The organism is Rhizobium sp. 01N424 (assembly GCF_056399485.1).
The window spans coordinates 84,757-106,682 of the sequence record NZ_JBFTRK010000009.1 but is presented as its reverse complement, the minus strand read 5'-3'; the positions used below and the strand labels follow the sequence as shown (position 1 = coordinate 106,682).

Below are 21,926 nucleotides of genomic sequence, written 5' to 3'. Positions count from 1 at the left end.
AATATCGGCGGAAGTGGTCCTGTCAACCGGTAAAGTGGCTCTATGAGCAGAAATGAAAAGGCGTGCGCAGAGACTGCGCACGCCATCGCCTGCGGAAGACCATATGCCTAATGATGGAACGGCGTGTATTCGAGGCGCTGAAGATGATTTGCATCGGCAATGGCCTCGATGCGCGAGATCCGGTCTCCATCGAAGGCGATGAGTGCCGCAATGCGCAGCTCGCCCTGGATATGAACGATGAAGCCAAACCCATCGTCGATGAAGGCACCCTGGGCGCCGCGCGCGCGCCCGTTGAAGGTGGTTGCCACGGCATGCGCGCCGTGTAGCTCACCCGTATCGCCGAGCCGCAAGGCCGCAGCATCCGGCACGAAGGCGACGTCAGGATGCAGAAGCGACAGCAGCGCCTGGAAGTCACCGTTGCGTGACGCCGCCAAGAATGCCGTCACCAGCGTCTTTCGCCGCTCGATATCCGCAGCGGGTATCTCCGGCTTCCCCTGAATCCGCCGCCGCGCCCGGCTCGCAAGCTGCCGCGCCGCCTCGGATGTCCGGCCGATGATTGCCGCGATATCGTCGAAGGGAATGTCGAACATATCGTGCAGCACGAAAGCAACGCGTTCCGCCGGGCCGAGCTGATCGAGAACAACCAGCATGGCAACGCCGACCGAATCGGCAACCAGCGCCTCGCGCTCCGGATTCGCGGATACCTTGGTGTCTGCTATCGTTTCGTGGACCGGAAGATCGAGCGGCTCTTCACGCCGCGTCTTCTTCGAGCGCAGCATGTCCAGGCAGATGCGGGCAACCACGGTGCGAAGCCAGCCGCCGATATTCGCCACCTCCCCGGCATCCGAGCGGGAAAGCCTCAGCCACGCCTCCTGAACGGCGTCATCCGCCTCGGTGCGCGAGCCGAGCATACGGTAGGCTACTGCCTTCAGATGCGTCCGGTTGGTCTCGAACTGATCTGCCAGAAATTTTTTCTCGTCCATCGGTCACATCCTCCTCGCGTGTTCCGTCAACACCATGACGAACGGCTGCCGGCCGATGTGACAACGGATGGCAGCGTCATCGCTCAAACCACGAAACCGACAAGGAGACATAACATGCAATCAAGAATGGGAAATCCGGCCGTTGTTCTTCCTGAAGCCATGCAGGCGCTGATGGCGCTGAGCAGCGTCCCGCAAAAAGTCGGGCTGTCGCCGAAGCTGCTGGAACTGGTCAATCTGCGCGCCAGCCAGATCAACGGTTGCGGCGTCTGCGTAGACGGCCATCCCCGCATCGCCCGGAAGCTCGGAGAAACGGAGGAGAGGCTCTTCGCCGTCGCGGCATGGCGCGAAGCGCCGTATTTCTCCGATCAGGAGCGCGCAGCTCTGGCACTCACCGAAGCCGTCACACGGCTCAGCGACCGGGCAGACCCGGTGCCGGACGAAATCTGGGACGAGGCCACCCGTCATTTCGACGGCAAGAGCGTTGCGGCCCTCGTCATCGCCATTGCCAATATCAATGTCTGGAACCGGCTGAACGTCGCCACCCGGCAGATCGCCGGTGAATGGAAGCCCTGAACGCAAAGGGCCGCCGTTGAGACCAATGGCGGCCCGAAGCCTTGCAAAGCTTAAATTATCCCGCCGCCACCGGCAGCCGAAGCCGGACGCTCGGCCGAGACCTTGTTGCGGTAGCCGCTGGCGCGATAGGTCGCGACCGGATCGATGGCGCCGCCGGCGCGGCGGCGGGCCTCGGCGAGGATCGGTTCGACATCGGCGCGGTAGGCGCGCTTCAACGTTTCCGTCGCCATCAGCGCATCGTTTCCATCCTGATAACCGGCCAGCGCCTTGCGATCGACGAGCAGCGCCTGCGCGTAGGCGCGGCGGATTTCGTTGGCGCTGTTGATCAGGCTTTCGATCGGATCCGTCACGTTATGCGACTGATCGATCATGTGTGCCGGGTTGAAGTCGTTGACGCCGCGCTGCTCGGCATCGACGAGTTCGTTGAACACGAGGAACAGGCGGTAGGGCTCGATCGAACCGGCGTCGAGGTCGTCGTCGCCATATTTCGAGTCGTTGAAATGGAAGCCGCCGAGCTTTCCGAACTGCACCAGGCGGGCGACGATCATCTCGATATTGGTGTTCGGCGCGTGGTGGCCGAGATCAACGAGGCACTGTGCCTTGGGACCGAGCGTCTGGGCGATCAGGTAGTTGGTGCCCCAGTCCTGCACGATGGTCGAATAGAAGGCCGGCTCGTACATCTTGTGCTCGGAGAACAGCTTCCAATCGTCGGGCAGGGCCTTGTAGATGTCAGCCATGGAGGCGAGATAGCGCTCGAAGGCCCGGGTAAAGTTGCTCTGGCCGGGGAAGTTCGAACCGTCGCCGATCCAGACGGTCAGCGCCTTCGAGCCGATCGCCTTGCCGATCTCGATACATTCGAGATTGTGCTCGACGGCCTGCGCCCGCGTTGCCGCATCGGTGTGGCTCAGCGAGCCATACTTGTAGGAATGCTTCTGGCCGGGCGCATCGGAAAAGGTGTTGGAATTCATCGCATCGAAGCCGAGACCGAGCGAATCGCCCTTCGCCTTCAACTCCCTGGCATCCATCTTGTCCCACGGAATATGCAGAGAAACATTGGGCGTCGCCCGCGTCAGCTCGTTGATCACAGAGCAATCTTCGAGTTTGTCGAAGATGCCGCGCGGCTCGCCGGTGCCCGGGAAGCGGGCAAAGCGCGTGCCGCCGGTGCCGACGCCCCAAGAGGGAACGGCGACGAAGAATTCCGAAACACGGCGCGTAACGGTTTCGATGTCGATGCCGCGGCGGGACAGCGTCGCGCCCAGCGCGTCATAGTCTTCCTTGAGCGCCGCTGCACGCTTGTCGTTTTCCTGCGCGATCACATCCTGCGCGATCTTGAACTCGGCCATGATTTCCTCCCGATCTTGGTTCCTCCCTTCTCCCCTCGGGGAGAAGGTGGCCCAAAGGGCCGGATGAGGGGGCTACCCGCACCGGCACTCCTGGCCTTTCGCTATTCGCTTAAGGCACGCCTCGCTTTACTCGGCGTCCCCCTCATCTGCCCTGACGGGCATCTTCTCCCCGCTGGGGAGAAGGGAACCTCGCGCTTAGCGCGGGAAGCTCTGGGCGTTGCCGGCATCGACATTGATGATGTTGCCGGTAGACTTCGCCGAGAGATCCGACGCCAGGAAGTAGATTGCCTCGGCAATATCTTCAGGGAAGACATTGAGCTTCAGCATCGAACGCTTGCGGTAATGCTCCTCGAGATCATCCACCTCGATCTTCGAGGAGGCCGCACGCTGTTCGCGCCATTCGCCGTTCCAGATCTTCGAGCCGCGCAGCACCGCGTCCGGATTGACCGTGTTGACGCGGATGCCGGCTTCTGCCCCTTCTAGCGCCAGGCAGCGGGCCAGATGGATTTCGGCAGCCTTGGCGGTGCAATAGGCAGCCGCGTTCGGCGACGAGGCGAGGCCGTTCTTCGAAGCGACGAAGACGACGTTGCCACCGAGATTCTGCTTGCGGAACAGCCGGAAGGCTTCGCGTGACACCAGGAAATAGCCGGTCGCCAGAATGTCGATATTCTTGTTCCACATCGACAGCTCGGTGCTTTCGATCGGCGCCGACGAGGCGATACCGGCATTCGAAACCAGGATATCGACACCGCCGAACTCGACGCAGGATTCGGCGAAGGTCGAGATGACGGCGTCTTCCTTGGTCACATCGAGCTTGACGCTGCGAACGGCGTCGGCACCAAACTTCGCCTTGAAATCGGCTTCCGTCGCTTCGAGCGCGGCCTGATCGATATCGGCAAGCACTACGCAGGCGCCCTCGCCCACCAGACGTGCCGCCGTCGCGCGGCCGATACCGCCGGCGCCGCCGGTGACGAAAGCGACCTTGCCGGCCAGGCTCTTCGGCTTCGGCATGCGCTGCAGCTTGGCTTCCTCGAGCAGCCAGTATTCGATGTCGAAGGCTTCCTGTTCCGGAAGCCCCTGATATTCCGAGACCGTCGAGGCGCCACGCATGACGTTGATGGCGTTGACGTAGAACTCGCTGGCGATACGGGCGGTTGCCTTGTCGCGAGCAAAGGACAGCATGCCGACGCCGGGTACCAGGAAGATCACCGGGTTCGCATCGCGCATGGCGGGCGAATTGTCATGCTTGCAGTCATTGTAATAGCGGGCGTAATCGGCGCGGTATGCTTCCAGCGCTGCGTCCAGGCCAGCAATGATCGCATCGACATCGGGCTTTGCCGGATCGAAATCGACGATCAGCGGGCGGATTTTGGTGCGCAGGAAATGATCCGGGCAGCTGGTGCCCAGCGCGCCGAGCGGGCGAAGGCTCTTCGAATTGACAAACTCGAGCACGGCATCCTGATCGTCGAAATGGCCGAGCTTGCGCTCCTGCTTACCGATACGGCCGCGAATTTCCGGCATCAGGCGCGCTGCAATCGCGCGGCGTTCGGCGACCGGCAGGCTCTGCGCCGCAGCGCCGCCGAAGATCGTCTTTCCCTCGGTCTTTTCGGCAAACCAGACGATCGCCTTGTTGATGATATCGAGGGTCAGTTCGTAGCAGGCCTTGGCGTCGTTCGCCCAGGTAAAGAGACCGTGGCTTTCGAGCACGACACCCTTGGCATTCGGGTTGGCCTTGACGAAGGCTTCGAGATCGAGGCCGAGCTGGAAGCCCGGGCGGCGCCAGGGCAGCCAGCCGATATCGGCGCCGAAGATCAGCTGCGTCAATTCCTTGGAATTCTTGGAAGCGGCAATGGCGATAATCGCGTCCGGATGCATGTGATCGACATGCGTGAACGGCACGAAGCCATGCAGCGGCGTATCGATCGAGGCGGCGCGCGAGTTCAGGTTGAAGGTGCAATGCGGCAGGAAGCCAACCATGCGGTCTTCGTCCGCGGTGCCCTTGTAGATGCTCTTCAGCGAGTCCAGCTTGTCCTGATAGAGGGTCGCGAAGCCATCGAGCTTGATGGTGCCGACGTCGCCGCCGGAGCCCTTGACCCAGAGAACCTTGACCTTCTCGCCGTTCAGCGGGTCGGTTTCCATCACCTTCGCTGAGGTGTTGCCACCGCCGTAATTGGTGATGCGCTTGTCGGCGCCGAGGAGGTTGGAGCGGTAGAGCAGCTTGCCGGGCTCATCGAGCTTTGCCGCGTAGCTGTCATCCCAACGGTTATCAAGAAGCCGGACGTTGGCCGCCATGTCATCCTCCCATATGAGTTCTTTTGCGCGGAGCAATCCACGCTCTTGTCGTGACGGGTATCGCTCAAGAAAATGCGCGTTGTCAATCGAAAACGATCAAAAACAATTATTGTGCAGCGCAATATGAAAATTCTTGATCGTTTTTGATTGACAGCTTTTAACCGATACGAAATAAATGTGACACGGAGGAACCAATGCACGAACGCGAACGCCATCGCATCATCATGAGCGCGGTACAGGAAAAGTCGGTCGTCACGATACAGGATATCGCTGAACTGACCGAGGCTTCCGAGGCCACGATCCGTCGTGACATTGCGGCTCTTCACGTACAGGGCAAGATCCGCCGCGTTCGCGGTGGCGCCGAAGCCGTTCATCCGCCGCAGCTCGGAAATCTGGCGGGCCGCCCGTTCCGGGTTTCAGAATCAGTCAATATCGATAAGAAGCGCGCAATCGCCCGCGCCGCCGTTGATCTCTGCGATCCCGGCGATGCCATCATCATCAATGGCGGCACCACGACATTCCAGATGGTCCACTTCATGTCCGGCCATCGGATGCAGGTGATGACCAATTCCTTCGCGATTGCCGAGCATCTGGTGAAGCATTCGAAGAACACCGTCACCGTGCCCGGCGGCGTCATCTATCGCGAGCAGAGCCTCATTCTTTCGCCGTTCGACAACGACGCGATCCGCCATTTCTATGCGCGCCGCTTCTTCTTCGGCGCCCAGGGCGTCGGCCCGCACGGCATCATGGAAGCCGATGCGCAGATCATTCAGAGCGAACAGAAGCTGATGCACCAGGCCGACGAGCTTGTCGTCATGGTCGACTCCAGCAAGTTCCGCCGCCGCTCGAGCCTCATTCTGTGCCCGCTCGAGCGCGTTTCGACGATCATTACCGACGATGGAATTCCGGAGGAATCCGTCCGAATGATCGAGGATGCAGGTATCAAGCTCGTGATTGCGAGCGCCGCGGCGCAGGCCGCAAGGGAGGATTCCTCGTCGGTCGCCTGAGGGGCGCCGGCCGGATGTCGTTAGACTTAATCAACGTGGGAGGATGAAAGCATGAAACTCGCAAAGAAACTGGCAATCGGCGTGGCATTTGCCGTCGCCATGATGGCCGGCTCGGCCAGCGCCAAGGACATCAAGATCGGTCTCGTCGTGAAGTCGCTGGGCAACGGCTTCTTCGATGCTGCCAACAAGGGCGCGCAGGAAGCAGCCAAGGAACTCGGCGGCGTAGAAGTCATCTATACCGGCCCGACCTCGACGACGGCCGAAGGCCAGATCGAAGTCATCAACTCGCTGATCGCACAGGGCGTCGATGCCATCGCGATTTCGGCGAACGATCCGGATGCCGTCGTTCCGGCACTCAAGAAGGCTGCTCAGCGCGGCATCAAGGTCATCTCCTGGGATTCGGGTGTTGCGCCTGAAGGCCGTATCCTGCAGCTCAACCCGTCTTCCAACGAGCTGATCGGCAAGATGTGCCTGACGCTCGTCAAGGATCACCTCGAAGGCGGCAAGGGCGACTTCGCCATCCTGTCGGCAACGACGACCTCGACGAACCAGAACATCTGGATCGACCAGATGAAGAAGCAGCTCAAGGACTTCGCCGGCCTGAACCTCGTCACCACCGTTTACGGCGACGACCTCTCGGACAAGTCCTACCGCGAAGCCGAAGGCCTGCTGAAGTCCAACCCGAACGTCAAGGTCATCGTCGCTCCGACGACGGTCGGCGTACTGGCCGCTTCCAAGGTTGTCGAAGACAAGGGTCTCGTCGGCAAGGTCTACGTAACCGGCCTCGGCCTGCCGTCCGAAATGGCGGGCGCGATCAAGTCCGGCGCGACGAAGGAATTCGCCATCTGGAACCCGATCGACCTCGGTTACTCGGCAACGCAGATCGCCTATCACCTCGTCAAGGGTGATGCCGATGGCAAGCCGGGCACGGAAATTGAAGCCGGCCGCATGGGCAAGATCAAGATCGACGACAAGGGCGAAGCCGCCATGTCCGATCCGTTCGTCTACAACGCTTCGAACATCGACCAGTTCTCCAAGGTCTTCTGATCTTCGAAACCCGCATGAACACCCGGCGGCTTCGTGCCGCCGGGCTTCTCTTTCTTCATGGTTTTGCCGATGACCGCTGCCCTTCAAGAATCCGTACAGGCCGCTGTGCCCGCTGACGCGCCCGCCATTCTGGAAATGCGCGGCATCTCGCAGATCTTTCCGGGTGTCAAAGCGCTCGATAATGTCAGCATCGCGCTCTATCCCGGCAAGGTCACAGCCCTGATCGGCGAAAACGGCGCCGGCAAGTCGACGCTGGTCAAGATCCTCACCGGCATCTACCGCCCCAACGAGGGCGAAATCATCGTCGATGGGCAGGCCGTCAGCTTCACGAGCGCGCAGGCTGCGATCGACGCTGGCGTCACCGCCATCCATCAGGAGACTGTGCTCTTCGACGAGCTGACGGTCGCCGAAAACATCTTCCTCGGCCATGCGCCGAAGACCCGCTTCCGCACCATCGACTGGAAGGCGATGAACGAGCGCTCGCGCGAGCTGCTGATCTCGCTGGAAAGCAATATCGACCCGACGATCCGCCTGAAGGACCTCTCGATCGCGCAGCGCCATCTCGTGGCGATCGCCCGCGCATTGTCGATCGAGGCCCGCATCGTCATCATGGACGAACCGACGGCCGCGCTTTCCCGCAAGGAAATCGACGATCTCTTCCGCATCGTGCAGGGATTGAAGGCCAAGGGCAAGGCGATCCTCTTCATCAGCCACAAGTTCGACGAGGTCTATGAGATCGCCGACAATTTCGTGGTCTTCCGCGACGGCAAGGCCGTCGGCGCCGGGCGCCTGAAGGAAACGCCGCAGGATGCGATCATCAAGCTGATGGTCGGCCGCGATGTCGAGAACGCCTTTCCGAAGATCGACGTGGCGATCGGCGCTCCGGTTCTCAGCGTCGAGAGATACTGTCATCGCACGGAATTCCGCGATATCACCTTCACGCTCCGCAAGGGCGAAATCCTTGGCATCTACGGCCTGATCGGCGCCGGGCGCTCCGAACTCTGCCAGTCGCTTTTCGGCATCACCAAGCCTCTGTCAGGCACGTTGACGCTGGAGGGACAGGAGATTTCGATCGGCTCGCCGCTCGATGCGATCCGCGCCGGTATCGTCTACGTGCCGGAGGAGCGCGGCCGCCATGGCCTGGCCCTGCCGATGCCGATCTACCAGAACATGACGCTGCCATCGCTGACGCGCACCTCGCGCAAGGGCTTCTTGAAGGCCGCCAATGAATTCGCGCTCGCCCGCAAATATGCCGAGCGGCTGGATCTGCGCGCCGCGGCGCTCTCCGTTCCCGTCGGCACGCTGTCGGGCGGCAACCAGCAGAAGGTTGTCATCGGCAAGTGGCTCGCCACCATGCCGAAGGTCATCATCCTCGACGAGCCGACCAAGGGCATCGACATCGGCTCCAAGGCCGCCGTCCACGGCTTCATCAGCGAGCTCGCCGCCGAGGGCCTGTCGATCATCATGATCTCGTCCGAACTGCCTGAAATCATCGGCATGTCAGACCGCGTGCTGGTCATGAAGGAAGGCCTTTCGGCCGGCCTCTACGACCGCGACAAGCTTTCGCCCGAGGCGCTGGTGCGCGCGGCGACCGGAAATGCGTGAGGGAAAAGCATGGCAAGACTGATCAGAAAACGGGAAACCCTGCTCTTCCTTATCATCGTCGTGATGATCGGCGTCTTCTCGACGCGCGCCGCCGATTTCGCAACGCCCGACAATCTCGCCGGTATCTTCAACGACACCTCGATCCTCATCATCCTGGCGCTGGCGCAGATGACGGTGATCCTGACGAAGTCGATCGACCTGTCGGTCGCCGCCAATCTGGCCTTCACCGGCATGGCGATTGCGATGATGAATGCCGCCTATCCCGATCTGCCGCTGGCCGTGCTGATCATTGCCGCCATCGCCATCGGCGCCTGCCTTGGCGCCATCAACGGTTTCCTGGTCTGGGCGCTGGAGATACCGCCGATCGTCGTGACCTTGGGCACGCTCACCATCTATCGCGGCATGGCTTTCGTGCTCTCGGGCGGTGCCTGGGTCAACGCCCACCAGATGACGCCGACCTTCCTCTCCGTTCCGCGCACGCCGATCCTCGGTCTTCCGGTTCTCGGCTGGGTCGGGATCGTCATCGTGCTGATCATGTATGTGGTGTTGAAATATACTCAGTTCGGCCGATCCGCCTATGCGACCGGCGGCAATCCGACGGCGGCCGTCTATGCCGGTATCGACACCGGCTGGACGAAATTCCTGGCTTTCGTGCTGTCTGGCGCGCTGGCCGGTCTTGCGAGCTATCTCTGGGTGTCGCGCTATGCGGTCGCCTATGTCGATATTGCCAACGGCTTCGAGCTCGACAGCGTCGCGGCCTGCGTCATCGGCGGCATCTCGATTGCCGGCGGCGTCGGCTCGGTTGTCGGCACGGTGCTTGGCGCGCTTTTCCTCGGTGTCATCAAGAACGCCCTGCCGGTCATCGGCATCTCGCCCTTCACGCAGATGGCGATTTCAGGAACCGTCATCATTCTCGCCGTCGTCTTCAACGCCAGACGCGAGCGCAACCGCGGCCGTATCATCCTGCGTGACAAGGCCGCAGCCGAAACGCCAATCGAGGTGGCAGCATGAGCACCGTTTCCGCCACACCTGAAAAACGCGTCATTCCCGATCGTCTGGGCACGCCATTCCGCCGCATCATGTCGAGCTGGGAAGTGCTGCTGTTCGGCGTCGCTGTCCTGATCTTCATCTTCAATTCCGTGGCCTCGCCCTATTTCCTCGATGCCTGGAACCTCTCGGACGCGACCTTCAACTTCACCGAAAAGGCGATGATCGCCTTCGCCATGGCGCTGCTGGTCATCGCCGGTGAGATCGATCTGTCGGTGGCGGCCATCATCGCCCTTGCCTCGACGGCGATGGGCGCAGCAGCCCAGGCCGGCGTCGGAACACCCGGTCTAGTTGCCATCGGCATAGGTACGGGCCTCGCCTGCGGCCTCTTCAACGGCTTCCTCGTCTCGGCGCTGAAACTGCCGTCGATCGTCGTCACGATCGGCACGATGAGCCTTTTCCGGGGCATTTCCTATATCGTGCTTGGCGACCAGGCCTATGGAAAATACCCGGCCGATTTCGCCTATTTCGGCCAGGGCTATGTCTTCTGGGTCTTCTCCTTCGAATTCGTGCTGTTCATCGTGCTGGCGATCCTCTTTGCTATCCTGCTGCACGCCACGAATTTCGGCCGTCAGGTCTATACGATCGGTAACAACGATTTCGCCGCCCGCTTCTCCGGCATTCCGGTCGAGCGCGTCAAATTCATCCTCTTCATGCTGACCGGCGTGATGAGCGGCATTGCCGCCGTCTGCCTGACTTCGCGCTTGGGATCCACGCGTCCCTCGATCGCGCAGGGCTGGGAGCTCGAAGTGGTGACCATGGTGGTGCTCGGCGGCGTGTCGATCCTCGGTGGCTCCGGCACGATCGGCGGTGTCGTCATCGCCGCCTTCGTCATGGGTCTCGTGACCTTCGGACTCGGCCTTCTCAACGTGCCCGGCATCGTCATGTCGATTTTCATCGGCCTGCTGCTGATCATCACCATCGCCATCCCGATCGTCGCCCGCCGTATCAAAGCCATGAGCTCGAAATGACTCTCGAAAAGCACGCCTTCAAGATGAAGCTCAATCCGGGCATGGAAGCCGAATACCGCAAGCGTCACGACGAGATCTGGCCGGAACTCGTTGATCTCCTGCGCAAATCCGGTGCCAGCGACTACTCGATCCATCTCGACCGCGAGACGAACATGCTGTTCGGAGTGCTGACGCGGCCAACCGATCACACCATGGCGAGCCTTCCCGAACATCCCGTCATGAAAAAGTGGTGGGCGCATATGGGCGATATCATGGAAACCAATCCTGACAATTCCCCCGTCCAGAGTGACCTCGTCACCGTCTTCCATATGCCATGACCGACTACAGCCGCATCGCCGTTCTCGATATCGGCAAGACCAACGCCAAGGTCGTGGTTCTCGACGCGGCGACCGGCGAGGAAATCGCCGTCGCCAGGATGGCGAATACGGTCCTGAAGGACGGCCTCTATCCGCATTATGACATCGAGGCGCTCTGGTCCTTTATGCTCGATGCCTTCCAGCGCTTCGCCAAGGCGCCAGGGTTCGACGCGATCTCGATCACCACGCACGGCGCTTCTGCTGCTCTGCTCGACGCCAACGGCACGCTGGCCATGCCTGTGCTGGATTACGAGCACGAGTACCCGCAGCCGATCCGCGACGCCTACACGGCGCTCCGCCCGCCCTTCAGCGAGACCTACTCGCCGCGCCAGACCATGGGACTGAATATCGGTGCCCAGCTGCATTACCAGCAGACAGCCTTCCCTGACGAGTTCGCCAAGGCCGCTGCGATCGTCACCTATCCGCAATATTGGGCCGCGCGGCTGACCGGTGTTGCCGCCAACGAGGCGACATCGCTCGGCTGCCACACCGACCTCTGGAACCCTGAGAACGGTGAATACTCCTCTCTGGTCGATACGCTCGGTATCCGCAGCCTCATGGCGCCGATCCGCTCCGCCTTCGACGCACTCGGCCCGGTCCGGCGGGAGATAGCCGCGGAGATTGGCGCCTCCGTCCCCGTCTATTGTGGCATTCACGATTCCAATGCATCCCTGTTGCCGCATCTGGTTTCGCGGGAAGCCCCCTTCGCCGTCGTCTCGACCGGCACCTGGGTGATCAATTTCGGCGTCGGCGGCGATCTCGAACATCTCGACCCCCGGCGCGATGCGCTCGCCAATGTCGATGCCTATGGCCGCGCCGTCCCCTCCTCGCGCTTCATGGGCGGCCGGGAATTCGAAACCCTCTCCGCCGAGATCGGCACCGTGCCTGCGAACGAGGCGCTTGCAGCGCTGCCTGCCGTGATCGCCCGCAAGATCATGCTACTGCCGAACGTCGCGCCGGGCTCCGGCCCCTTCCCCGGACGCGAAAAGCAATGGCTGAACGCCGGCGATGCCAGCACGGCCGAACGCTACACTGCTGCCTGCCTCTATCTGGCGCTGATGAACGAGGCGTGCCTCGGCCTGATCGGCGCCAAGGGGCCAGTGATCGTCGAAGGACCGTTTGCCGCAAACAGCACCTATCTTATCCTTCTCGCAGCGCTGACGCAGCGGAAAGTGATCGCCCTTCCCGGCTCGACCGGCACCAGCCAGGGCGCCTCGCTTCTCACTGGCGTCAAGCCGGCTGCAACACAGGAAACACGCTTCGAGCCCTTTGCTGTTGACGGTTTGGAGGCCTATCGCGCCGCCTGGTATGCGCTGACGGAATAACAGTCTTTCCAAGCTCGCCCTTTACCCCATCTAACCCGAGCGGCTAGTTTGCGCGCACACATCAGGTGGAGGATAAACCATGACAGATTCGACCTTCGATCCGCGCGCCCTCGCGGCCAAGCTTGCAGGCCTTCGCCACGCGGGCAAGCAGGCTTCCACCGCGGAATTCCCGCTGCCCGGCGACCACCGCCAGGCCATGGACGCGCAGAACTTCCTCTCGGCTGAAGAAGGCATTCGCAGCAACGCCTGGAAGGTCTCGATGCCGATGGACAATCAGCCGGTCACTGCCCCGCTGCATCCCTATTTCGAAGCCGTCTCCGGCGCGAAGCTGCCCTGGGTCGCCGGCACGAAGTTCGAAGCGGAGATCGCCGTTCGCCTCGGCAAGGATCTGCCGATCCGCACAAGCGGCAAGTACACGCGCTCGGAAGTCGCCGACGCCATTGCTGACGCCTATCTCGGCGTCGAGATGTCCTGGACGGCCGTTGCCGAAGGCAGCAAGATCTCCCCGCTGCTGTTCCTCGCCGACCGCCTTGCCAATCTCGGCTACGTGCTCGGCCCGGTGATGCCGCGATCGATCCTTGATACCTGCACCGGTACGCCCTTGAAGGTGATGTTGAACGGCCAGCCGATCTACGATGCGGCCGCCAAGCATGTGAAGGTCGACGTTCTCACCTGGCTGGTCGATTATGCCAATGACACGTTCCGTCCGGACAGCTCGCTGCGCGCAGGCGCAGTGATCACGACAGGCTCGCTCTGCGGTGCGATCGAGGTCGCAACAGCCGGCGAACTCGATGTGACGCTCGGCGATGCGAGGATGCAGCTGGCGCTGGTGCGGTAATCACTCCCTGTTGCGAAACATCTCGATGATGGCGGAAAAGTCCTTTCCGCCATTGCCGAGCTTTTCGAACAGAGCGTAGAGCTGTGCAGCTTCGGCACCCAGCGGTGTCGAGGCGCCGCTGGCAAGCGCCGCCTCCTGCGACAGCCGCAGATCTTTCAGCATCAATGCCGCCGCAAAGCCTGGCTTGTAGTCGTTGTTGGCGGGCGACGCGGGAACCGGCCCCGGAACCGGGCAATAGCTGTTGATCGACCAGCATTGGCCCGACGATGTCGAGGCGACGTCGAACAGTGCTTGATGTTCGAGACCAAGCTTCTCCGCAAGCACGAAGGCCTCGCAGACACCGATCATCGAAATGCCCAGGATCATGTTGTTGCAGATCTTCGCCGCCTGCCCGGCGCCCGCCTCGCCGCAATGGACGATCTTCTTGCCCATCGCCTCGAGGATGGGCTTTGCCTTGGCAAAGCTCTCGTCCGATCCACCGGCCATGAAGGTCAGCGTTCCTGCCGTCGCCCCGCCCGTCCCGCCAGAGACTGGTGCGTCGAGTGACAGGCAACCGGCGCCATGCGCCAGCTCATGCGCCTTGCGCGAACTCTCTACATCGATGGTCGAGCAGTCGATGACGAGCGAGCCCTTTTCGGCCGATTGCAGGATATCCGCCCAGGCCGTCAGCACATGCTTGCCCTGCGGCAGCATGGTGAGGATGATCTCGGCACCCTTGACCGCTTGGCTCGCGTGGCTGGCAGGTTTTATGCCACCCTCCTCCGCGGCCTTCAACACCGTCGAAGCGAGATCGAAGCCGCTCACCTCATGACCCGCCTTCACCAGATTGGCGGCCATCGGACCACCCATGTTGCCGAGGCCGATAAACGCGATCCGTGCCATTGACGTCTCCTATCTGTTGTCTTCGAGGATCATGCTGGCTGCCTTCTCGGCAATCATGATGACAGGCGAATTGGTGTTGCCCGAGGTGATCGACGGCATGACCGAGGCATCGGCGATCCGGAGCCTGGCGAGCGCCCTGAATCGCAGCCGCGGATCGACGACACTGTCGCGGTCACCGCCCATCCGGCAGGTGCCGACGGGATGGAAGATCGTCGTGCCGATATCGCCTGCGGCCTGCGCGAGCTCCTCATCATTTCGATAGGCAGGACCGGGCTTGAACTCCTCGGGATTGAAACGGGCGAAGGACCGCTGGGCGACGATCCGCCGTGTCAGCTTTATCGATCTGACAGCTATGTCGCGATCGCGTTCCGTCGAGAGGTATCGCGGCGCGATGATGGGCTGCGCGGCAAAATCCGGGCTCGAGACATGCACCGAGCCACGGCTCTCGGGCCTCAGATTGCAGACGCTGGCCGTGATCGCCGGAAAGGCATGCACGGGGTCGCCGAACTTGTCGAGCGATACCGGCTGGACGTGATATTGCAGATCGGGCGTTTCCTTGTCCGGCCCCGAGCGGGTGAAGATGCCAAGCTGGCTCGGCGCCATCGCCATCGGCCCCGACCGGCGCAGCAGATATTCGAGCCCGATCGCCGCCTTGCCCATCAGCTTCGTCGCCTTCTCGTTCAGCGTCGGAACGCCCGTCACCTTGTAGGCGAGGCGCAGCTGCAGATGATCCTGCAGGTTCTCGCCGACGCCCCTAACCTCGCTGACGACATCGATCCCGGCATCTTGCAGCACGTCCCCGCGGCCGATGCCCGAGAGCTCCAGAATATGCGGCGAGCCGATCGCCCCCGCCGAAAGGACTGTTTCCTTCGACGCATAGGCACGCTTGGCAACGCCGCCATGCTGGAACTCGACGCCTGTAACAGCGCCCTCCTCGATCAGCAGCCGCCGCACCTGCGCCTTGGTCAGAACCTTGAGATTGCCGCGCTTCATCGCCGGGCGGAGAAAAGCCTTGGTGGCGTTCCAGCGAATACCGGAGCGCTGGTTTACGTCAAAATACCCGGAGCCCTCGTTGGTGCCGCGGTTGAAGTCGTCGGTCACGGGGATACCGGCTTCCTTGGCCGCCTGCTGGAAGGCATCGAGCACTGCCCATTTGACGCGCGCCTTCTCCACCCGCCATTCGCCACCGGCGCCGTGCATCTGGTCCTTGCCGCGATAGTGATCCTCGGACTTGCGGAAGAACGGTAGAATATCGTCCCAGCTCCAGCCGGTGCAGCCCATCTGCCGCCAGAGATCGTAGTCGCGGGCCTGGCCGCGCATATAGATCATGCCGTTGATCGACGAGCAGCCGCCGAGCACTTTTCCGCGGGGGTAATTCAACGCGCGGCCGTTCAGGCCATCCTCCGGCGCCGTGGTGAAGCACCAGTCGGTGCGCGGGTTGTTGATGCAATAGAGATAACCGACAGGAATGTGGATCCAGTGGTAGTTGTCACTGCCACCGGCTTCCAGCAGAAGCACCCGGTTGTTGCGGTCTTCGGACAGCCTGTTGGCCAGCACGCAGCCCGCGCTGCCTGCGCCGATGATGATATAGTCGTAGCGATCCATCTTCAGCACCGGCCGCTCAGCGGCGATAGACAAAGCCCAGCATGCGGCCGATCCGCGACGCATAGAACTCGCCGACGATACCACGGCGGAAGATCAGGACGCAGACCATGAAAACGATGCCGGTGATGATTGTCACCGGAAATTCCGAGGTCGCCAGATAGTTCTGCAGGGTGACGACAAGCCCGGCGCCGAAGATTGGCCCGATCAGCGTACCGATACCGCCGAGCAGCGTCATCAGGATCACCTCGCCCGACATCTGCCAGGCGACATCGGTCAGCGTCGCGAACTGGAAGACCAGCGATTTGACGGCGCCCGCGAGCCCGGCAAGCGCTGCCGACATGACGAAGGCGCCAAGCTTGTAGCGGGCGACGGAATAGCCGAGCGAGATCGCCCGCTGCTCGTTTTCGCGGATCGACTTCAGGATCATGCCGAAGGGGGAGTTGATGAAGCGCCATATCAGCAGCATGCCGATCAGGAACACCGCCAGCACGAAAAAATACATGTTGGTGGAATCGTTCAGATCGATGAGGCCGAAGAGATGGCCGCGCGGAACGGACTGGATGCCGTCCTCCCCCTCGGTGAACTTCGCCTGCAGGCAGAAGAAGAAGAACATCTGCGATAGCGCCAGCGTCACCATCGCGAAATAGATCCCCTGCCGCCGGATCGCCAGATAGCCCATCACCAGCCCGAGAAGCGCCGCGCCGGCGACGCCGGTCAGGATGCCGAGTTCGGGCGGGAAACCCCAGGATTTCACGGTATAGGCCGTGAAATAGGCCGCGCCACCGAAGAAGGTCGCATGGCCGAAGGAGAGCAGTCCGGTATAGCCGAGCAGCAGGTTGAAGGCGCAGGCAAAGAGCGCGAAGCAGAGCAGCTTCATCAGGAAGATCGGGTAGAAGAAGAACGGCGCGACCACGAGCAGCAGCAGGCCGATGACGAGAAAGGCTGCCTGCACCGAAAGGGCAGTGCGGCTTTTTTCCGTGCGGATGGTTTCGGTGATGTCTGTCATGTCACGCATCCCGGCCGAAGAGGCCCGCGGGCCTGATGAGAAGCACGATCGCCATGATCACGAAAATCACGATGTTCGACGCCTCAGGATAGAAAACCTTCGTCAGGCCTTCGGCGATACCGAGCACATAGCCGGTGATGATGGCACCCATGATCGAGCCCATGCCGCCGACGACCACGACGGCGAAGACGACGATGATAATGTTCGAGCCCATCAGTGGCGAGACCTGATAGATCGGCGCGGCCAGCACCCCGGCGAAAGCGGCAAGACCGGCTCCCAATGCATAAGTCAGCGTCAGCAGCAGCGGAACGTTGACGCCGAAAACCTGCACCAGCGTGGTGTTCTCGGTCGCGGCGCGCAGATAGGCGCCGAGCTTGGTCTTCTCGATCAGCAGCCATGTGCCGATGCAGACGATCAGCGAGACGATAACCACCCAGCCGCGATAGATCGGCAGGAACATGAAGCCCAGATTGGTGCCGCCGGCAAGTGCTGCGGGCGTCGCATAGGGCTGGCCGGAGGAGCCGTAAAGATAGCGAAACGTCCCCTCGATCGCCAGCGCCATGCCGAAGGTGAAGAGCAGGCCATAGAGCGGATCGAGATCATAGAGCCGCCGGAGAAACAGCCGCTCAACCACCGCGCCGAACAGACCGACGACCACAGGCGCCAGGATTAGCGCCGGCCAATAGCCGATGCCGCCATAGGCGAGCATCAGATAGGCGACGAAGGCGCCGAGCATGTATTGCGCGCCGTGGGCGAAGTTGATGACGCGCAGCAGGCCGAAGATGATGGCGAGGCCAAGGCTCAGCAGCGCGTAGAAGGAGCCGTTGATCAGGCCGATCAAGAGCTGGCCGAGAAGCGCCTGGACGGGGATGCCGAAGATCATGGTCATGGGCTCGCCCCCTCGAGGTAGGCGAAAGGCGTCACGGCACCCTCTCCGCATCCCTCATTCCTGTGCTTGTCACAGGAATCCAGCCACGCGAAGTCTTTCGCGTGAAAAGAGTCCTCCGCGCCGCAGACGCAGCGCTGCTGGATCCCTGTGACAAGCACAGGGATCAGGGAGGTATTGGTGGCGGATATGGAGGTCTCATTCAGGTTCACAACCATACCCTAAACCCCCAAAACCTTGTGCAGCGTATCCATCCGCTGCGGCAGTTCCCCAACCGGGAATTCCGACACGATTTGCCCGTGATCCATCAGGTAAAACCGATCGGCAATGCGGCTGGCGAAGCGGAAGTTCTGCTCCACGAGCAGGATCGTCATGCCACGCTGCTTCAGCGTCTTCAGCACTTCGCCGATGCGCTGGACGATGACGGGAGCAAGCCCTTCCGTCGGCTCATCGAGCAGCAGCATCTTCACGCCGGTGCGCAGCACCCGGGCGATCGCCAGCATCTGCTGCTCGCCGCCGGAAAGCTTTGTGCCGGAGCTGGCGCGCCGCTCGTAAAGGTTCGGAAAGAGCTCGTAGATTTCATCGACGGTCATGCCGCCCGGCGCCACGACTGGCGGCAGCAGCAGGTTTTCCGAAACTGTCAGCGTCGAGAAGATGCCGCGCTCTTCGGGCACGAAGCCGATGCCCTTATGCGCCGTCTTGTGCAGCGGCACCTGCATCATGTCGGTTCCGGCAAAGCTGATCCTGCCCTTCCGCGCCCGCACGATGCCGGTGATGGTGCGCAGTGTCGTCGTCTTGCCGACGCCGTTGCGGCCGAGGATGGTGATCGTCTCGCCCTCGCCGACGGTCATGTCGATGCCGTGCAGGATATGGCTTTCGCCGTACCAGGCATTGAGGCCCTGGATTTCGAGCAGCGCCGCCATCAGCCCTCCTCCGAGCCCATATAGGCCTGGCGCACGCGCGGGTCCTGGCTGACGGTGGCGTAATCGCCCTCGGCCAGGATTTCGCCGCGCTGGAGCACGGTCACCTGCTGGCAGATATTGGCGACGACGGAGAGATTGTGTTCAACCATCAGCACCGCGCGATCGCGGGCGACGTCGCGGATGATGGCGGAGACGACGCTGACATCCTCCTGCCCCATGCCGGCCATCGGCTCGTCGAGCAGCAATACCTTGGGATCGAGCGCCAGCGTGGTGGCGATCTCCAGCACGCGCTTGCGGCCGTAGGAAAGATCGGCGGCCAGCGCATCGCGCTCCTTGGATAGGCCGACACTGGCCAGCAGCTGCTCGGCTCTGCCCGTCAGCTGGTCGAGCGCCGAAAGCGGCCGCCAGAACTGTGTCGACAGATTGTTCGGCCGCTGCAAGGCGACACGGACGTTGTCGAGCACGGTCAGATGCGGAAAGACCGCCGAAATCTGGAAGGAGCGGACGAGGCCCATGCGCGCCACCCGGTCGGGCGGCGTCCTGGTGATGTCGGTGCCCATCAGCATGATGGTGCCCGCCGTCGGCTGCAGGAACTTCGTGAGCAGGTTGAAGACCGTGGTCTTGCCCGCCCCGTTCGGGCCGATCAGCGCATGGACGCTGGCATCATGGACATCGAGATCGACATTTTTCACGGCCGTGAAGCCGCCGAAATCCCGGCGAAGGCCGCGGGCGGAAAGCACCACCCGCGGCTTCGCATTATTGACTGGTGCGGAAACCGCCATCGATCACTTCACCAGATCGCAGCCGCTCTTGGCGGGGTCGATATAGGCTTCTTTGCCCGGGATGGTGGCGAGCACGTTGAAGTAGTCCCACGGCTCCTTGCTTTCATCGGGCTTCTTCACCTGCAGCAGGTACATGTCATGGATCATCCGGCCGTTGGCGCCAACAGTGCCGCCGCGGCCGAAGACGTCGTCGACCGGCATTTCATGCAGTTGCTTGGCCACCGCTTCCGTCTCATCCGTGCCGGCCTTCTGGACGGCTTTCAGATACTGGAGAACGGCGGAATAGGTGCCTGTGTGAATCATGTTCGGCATCTTGCCGGTGCGGTCGAAAAACTTCTTGCCGAACGCACGGCTTTCATCGTCGCGGTTCCAATAGAAGCCTTCTGTCAGCGTCAGGCCCTGGGCCGCTTCGAGGCCGAGGCCGTGCACTTCGGCGAGCGTGAAGAGCAATGCGGCAAGCCGCTGGCCGCCCTGGACGATGCCGAATTCGGCCGCCTGCTTGATGGCATTCGCTGTGTCGAGGCCGGCGTTCGCCAGGCCGATGACCTTGGCGCCTGAGGACTGCGCCTGCAGCAGGAAGGACGAGAAGTCCTGACTGGACAGCGGATGACGCACGGAGCCGACGATCGTGCCGCCATTGGCCTTGACGAAGTCGCCGGTCTGCTGCTCAAGCGAATAGCCGAAGGCATAATCGGCCGTCAGGAAGAACCAGCTGTCGCCGCCCTGCTTGACGAGGGCGCCGCCCGTGCCGACCGCCAGTGCATGGGTGTCATAGGCCCAATGGAAGCCGTAGGGGCTGCAGGCCTTGCCGGTCAGATCGGTGGTCGCCGCACCGGTGACGATATCGATCTTCTTCTTTTCCTTGGCAACCGCCTGGACGGCGAGCGCCACCGAGGAGGTCGTCAGCTCCATGATCGCGTCTACCTGCTCGGTGTCATACCACTGGCGAGCAATGTTGGAGGCGACATCGGGCTTGTTCTGGTGGTCGGCATCGACAATCTCGATGGGCATATCGAGCACCTTGCCACCGAAATCCTCGACCGCCATCTTGGCGGCCTCGACCGAAGACTTGCCGCCGAAATCGGCATAGACGCCGGACTGATCGTTCAGAATGCCGATCTTGACCTTGCCGTCGGACACCGCCCCGCTTTGGGCGAAAACGGCCGTGCTGCTTGCCAGAAGAAATGCAAGTGACGCAATGAAGCTCTTTCGCATAAGTCTCTCCTCCCAGAGATTGGCAGATCGCGATCTGTTCAAATTTGATGAGCCACCCTCCTCAAGGCAGCCACTCAACGCCCACGATCACGGAATTTCCGCGATGAGGCAACCAAGCGTTTACAAATAATTCCAAACAGTATCTGTTCATTTTTGCACAGAACCGTACCGAAAGTGCTGAAACCGGCCTCTCTGCAGAGCATCAGGCGAAGCCGCATTAGACCAAAGACTAAGGCCAGCACGGACCTTCGATGACCAACTCCTCGCAGTTTACTTGGGACGATCTGCAGTTTTTTCTAGCCGTGGCCAGAACCGGGCAGCTGTCGACTGCGGCGCGACAGCTCCGGAGCAGTCATGCCACCGTATCACGGCGGATCGACCGGCTGGAATTCGCGCTGAAGGTCAAGCTCTTCGAGCGCAATCCGCGCGGCTATGTGCTGACGGCGATGGGCAACCGCTTCGTCGAGACGGCCGAGAAGATGGAGCTGGAGACAGAGCGGCTGCGGGCTGATCTTACCACCGGCGCGATGGCGCAGCGCGGCGTGGTGCGGCTGAGTGCCCCGGAAGGGTTTGCGAATTTCTTCTTTGCGACGGTGCTGCCGCAATTTGCCGAGCGTCATCCCCATCTGTCGTTGGAGCTGGTGACGATCCAGCAGATCATGTCGCTGTCGCGCAAGGAAGCCGACATCACCGTCGTCCTCGACGAGCCGAAGGGCGGTCCCTATTACGCCGAGAAACTCACCGACTATCATCTGCAGGTCTATGGCTCGCGAGACTATCTGGCCGCCAACGCCCCGGTCGTCAGCCGCGAGGATCTGCTGTTGCATCCCTTCATCAGTTATATCGAAGAGATGATCTTCGCGCCGGGGCTCGATTACCTCGGTGACGTTCATCCGCGCATCAAGCCGCAATTCCAGAGCTCCAGCATCTTCGCGCAGCTGACCGCGACGCGAAACGGGCTTGGGCTCTGCGTGCTCCCCTATTTCTTCGCCAGTCGCTATCCCGAGCTCGAGTGCGTGCTGCCTGATGAAGTGGATTTGAGCCGCAGCTACTGGATCACCTGCCACCAGGACCAGAAGCAGGCACCGAGGGTGCGCGCCGTCATCGACTTTCTGCGCGAGGCCGTCACCTGGCCGGATGCACGCTTCATTCCGCCCTTCGCGACACCGGCCGCCCGCAGGGGCGGCTGATCATCCCGGCAGTCCCGCGAAAACCTGGCGTACCGGCGGGGGCGCGAAGC

The 21,926-nt window shown here is 61.9% G+C and carries 20 protein-coding genes; 10 read left to right on the top strand and 10 right to left on the bottom strand.

The window, feature by feature from the left end; genetic code table 11:
- Window positions 1-107: 107 nt before the first annotated feature.
- Window positions 108-983, bottom strand: coding sequence for a sigma-70 family RNA polymerase sigma factor (locus AC1DNK_RS21405; RefSeq protein ID WP_477943225.1), 876 nt, complete (start codon window positions 981-983; stop codon window positions 108-110).
- Window positions 984-1,097: 114 nt separating this feature from the next.
- Here AC1DNK_RS21405 and AC1DNK_RS21400 point away from each other — a divergent pair, with 114 nt between their 5' ends.
- Entirely contained in the window at window positions 1,098-1,556 is a 459-nt protein-coding gene (locus tag AC1DNK_RS21400; RefSeq protein WP_112596765.1) for a carboxymuconolactone decarboxylase family protein, read from the top strand.
- A gap of 50 nt (window positions 1,557-1,606) precedes the next feature.
- Here AC1DNK_RS21400 and rhaI read toward each other — a convergent pair whose 3' ends face one another.
- Window positions 1,607-2,899: an L-rhamnose catabolism isomerase gene (gene rhaI, locus AC1DNK_RS21395; RefSeq protein ID WP_477943224.1), complete on the bottom strand. Its 1,293-nt coding sequence runs from the start codon at window positions 2,897-2,899 to the stop codon at window positions 1,607-1,609.
- A gap of 195 nt (window positions 2,900-3,094) precedes the next feature.
- A complete protein-coding gene (locus tag AC1DNK_RS21390; RefSeq protein ID WP_477943223.1) occupies window positions 3,095-5,191 on the bottom strand; it encodes a bifunctional rhamnulose-1-phosphate aldolase/short-chain dehydrogenase in 2,097 nt (698 codons plus the stop codon).
- Window positions 5,192-5,385: 194 nt separating this feature from the next.
- On the opposite strand from AC1DNK_RS21390, the gene AC1DNK_RS21385 reads away from it, so the two are divergent.
- The 8 genes from AC1DNK_RS21385 (at window position 5,386) to AC1DNK_RS21350 (ending at window position 13,387) form a co-directional block, all read left to right on the top strand.
- On the top strand, window positions 5,386-6,198 hold the full coding sequence (locus AC1DNK_RS21385; RefSeq protein ID WP_112388440.1) for a DeoR/GlpR family DNA-binding transcription regulator: 813 nt from the start codon (window positions 5,386-5,388) through the stop codon (window positions 6,196-6,198).
- Window positions 6,199-6,249: 51 nt separating this feature from the next.
- Window positions 6,250-7,245 carry a rhamnose ABC transporter substrate-binding protein gene (rhaS, locus tag AC1DNK_RS21380; protein WP_112388441.1) on the top strand — a complete coding sequence of 332 codons (996 nt, stop codon included), beginning with the start codon at window positions 6,250-6,252 and terminating at the stop codon, window positions 7,243-7,245.
- A gap of 69 nt (window positions 7,246-7,314) precedes the next feature.
- Entirely contained in the window at window positions 7,315-8,850 is a 1,536-nt protein-coding gene (locus AC1DNK_RS21375; RefSeq protein ID WP_477943222.1) for a sugar ABC transporter ATP-binding protein, read from the top strand.
- Window positions 8,851-8,859: 9 nt separating this feature from the next.
- On the top strand, window positions 8,860-9,861 hold the full coding sequence (locus AC1DNK_RS21370) for an ABC transporter permease (protein ID WP_112388442.1): 1,002 nt from the start codon (window positions 8,860-8,862) through the stop codon (window positions 9,859-9,861).
- Window positions 9,858-10,868 (top strand): ABC transporter permease, encoded by a 1,011-nt coding sequence (locus AC1DNK_RS21365; RefSeq protein ID WP_477943221.1) that lies wholly within the window; start codon window positions 9,858-9,860, stop codon window positions 10,866-10,868. The genes AC1DNK_RS21370 and AC1DNK_RS21365 overlap by 4 nt, the downstream gene beginning before the upstream one ends.
- Window positions 10,865-11,185 (top strand): L-rhamnose mutarotase, encoded by a 321-nt coding sequence (gene rhaM / locus AC1DNK_RS21360; protein WP_477943220.1) that lies wholly within the window; start codon window positions 10,865-10,867, stop codon window positions 11,183-11,185. The genes AC1DNK_RS21365 and rhaM overlap by 4 nt, the downstream gene beginning before the upstream one ends.
- Entirely contained in the window at window positions 11,182-12,549 is a 1,368-nt protein-coding gene (locus AC1DNK_RS21355) for an FGGY-family carbohydrate kinase (RefSeq protein WP_477943219.1), read from the top strand. The genes rhaM and AC1DNK_RS21355 overlap by 4 nt, the downstream gene beginning before the upstream one ends.
- Window positions 12,550-12,628: 79 nt before the next feature.
- Window positions 12,629-13,387 (top strand): fumarylacetoacetate hydrolase family protein, encoded by a 759-nt coding sequence (locus AC1DNK_RS21350; RefSeq protein WP_477943218.1) that lies wholly within the window; start codon window positions 12,629-12,631, stop codon window positions 13,385-13,387.
- Here AC1DNK_RS21350 and mmsB read toward each other — a convergent pair whose 3' ends face one another.
- From mmsB to AC1DNK_RS21315, 7 genes are all read right to left on the bottom strand, one after another.
- On the bottom strand, window positions 13,388-14,269 hold the full coding sequence (mmsB, locus tag AC1DNK_RS21345) for a 3-hydroxyisobutyrate dehydrogenase (RefSeq protein ID WP_477943217.1): 882 nt from the start codon (window positions 14,267-14,269) through the stop codon (window positions 13,388-13,390).
- A gap of 9 nt (window positions 14,270-14,278) precedes the next feature.
- Window positions 14,279-15,874 carry a GMC family oxidoreductase gene (locus AC1DNK_RS21340; RefSeq protein ID WP_477943356.1) on the bottom strand — a complete coding sequence of 532 codons (1,596 nt, stop codon included), beginning with the start codon at window positions 15,872-15,874 and terminating at the stop codon, window positions 14,279-14,281.
- A 16-nt stretch (window positions 15,875-15,890) separates the two neighbouring features.
- Window positions 15,891-16,880, bottom strand: a complete 990-nt coding sequence (locus tag AC1DNK_RS21335; protein ID WP_477943216.1) for a branched-chain amino acid ABC transporter permease — start codon at window positions 16,878-16,880, stop codon at window positions 15,891-15,893.
- Between the two features lies 1 nt (window position 16,881).
- Window positions 16,882-17,769, bottom strand: coding sequence for a branched-chain amino acid ABC transporter permease (locus AC1DNK_RS21330; RefSeq protein WP_477943215.1), 888 nt, complete (start codon window positions 17,767-17,769; stop codon window positions 16,882-16,884).
- 218 nt (window positions 17,770-17,987) lie between these two features.
- Entirely contained in the window at window positions 17,988-18,689 is a 702-nt protein-coding gene (locus AC1DNK_RS21325) for an ABC transporter ATP-binding protein (protein WP_477943214.1), read from the bottom strand.
- On the bottom strand, window positions 18,689-19,471 hold the full coding sequence (locus AC1DNK_RS21320; protein ID WP_477943213.1) for an ABC transporter ATP-binding protein: 783 nt from the start codon (window positions 19,469-19,471) through the stop codon (window positions 18,689-18,691). The genes AC1DNK_RS21325 and AC1DNK_RS21320 overlap by 1 nt, the downstream gene beginning before the upstream one ends.
- A gap of 3 nt (window positions 19,472-19,474) precedes the next feature.
- Complete coding sequence (locus AC1DNK_RS21315) at window positions 19,475-20,686, bottom strand: ABC transporter substrate-binding protein (RefSeq protein ID WP_112388453.1); 1,212 nt, start codon at window positions 20,684-20,686, stop codon at window positions 19,475-19,477.
- Window positions 20,687-20,937: 251 nt separating this feature from the next.
- Between AC1DNK_RS21315 and AC1DNK_RS21310 the strand changes: the two genes are divergently transcribed.
- Window positions 20,938-21,876 (top strand): LysR family transcriptional regulator, encoded by a 939-nt coding sequence (locus AC1DNK_RS21310; protein WP_477943212.1) that lies wholly within the window; start codon window positions 20,938-20,940, stop codon window positions 21,874-21,876.
- Window positions 21,877-21,926: the final 50 nt, after the last annotated feature.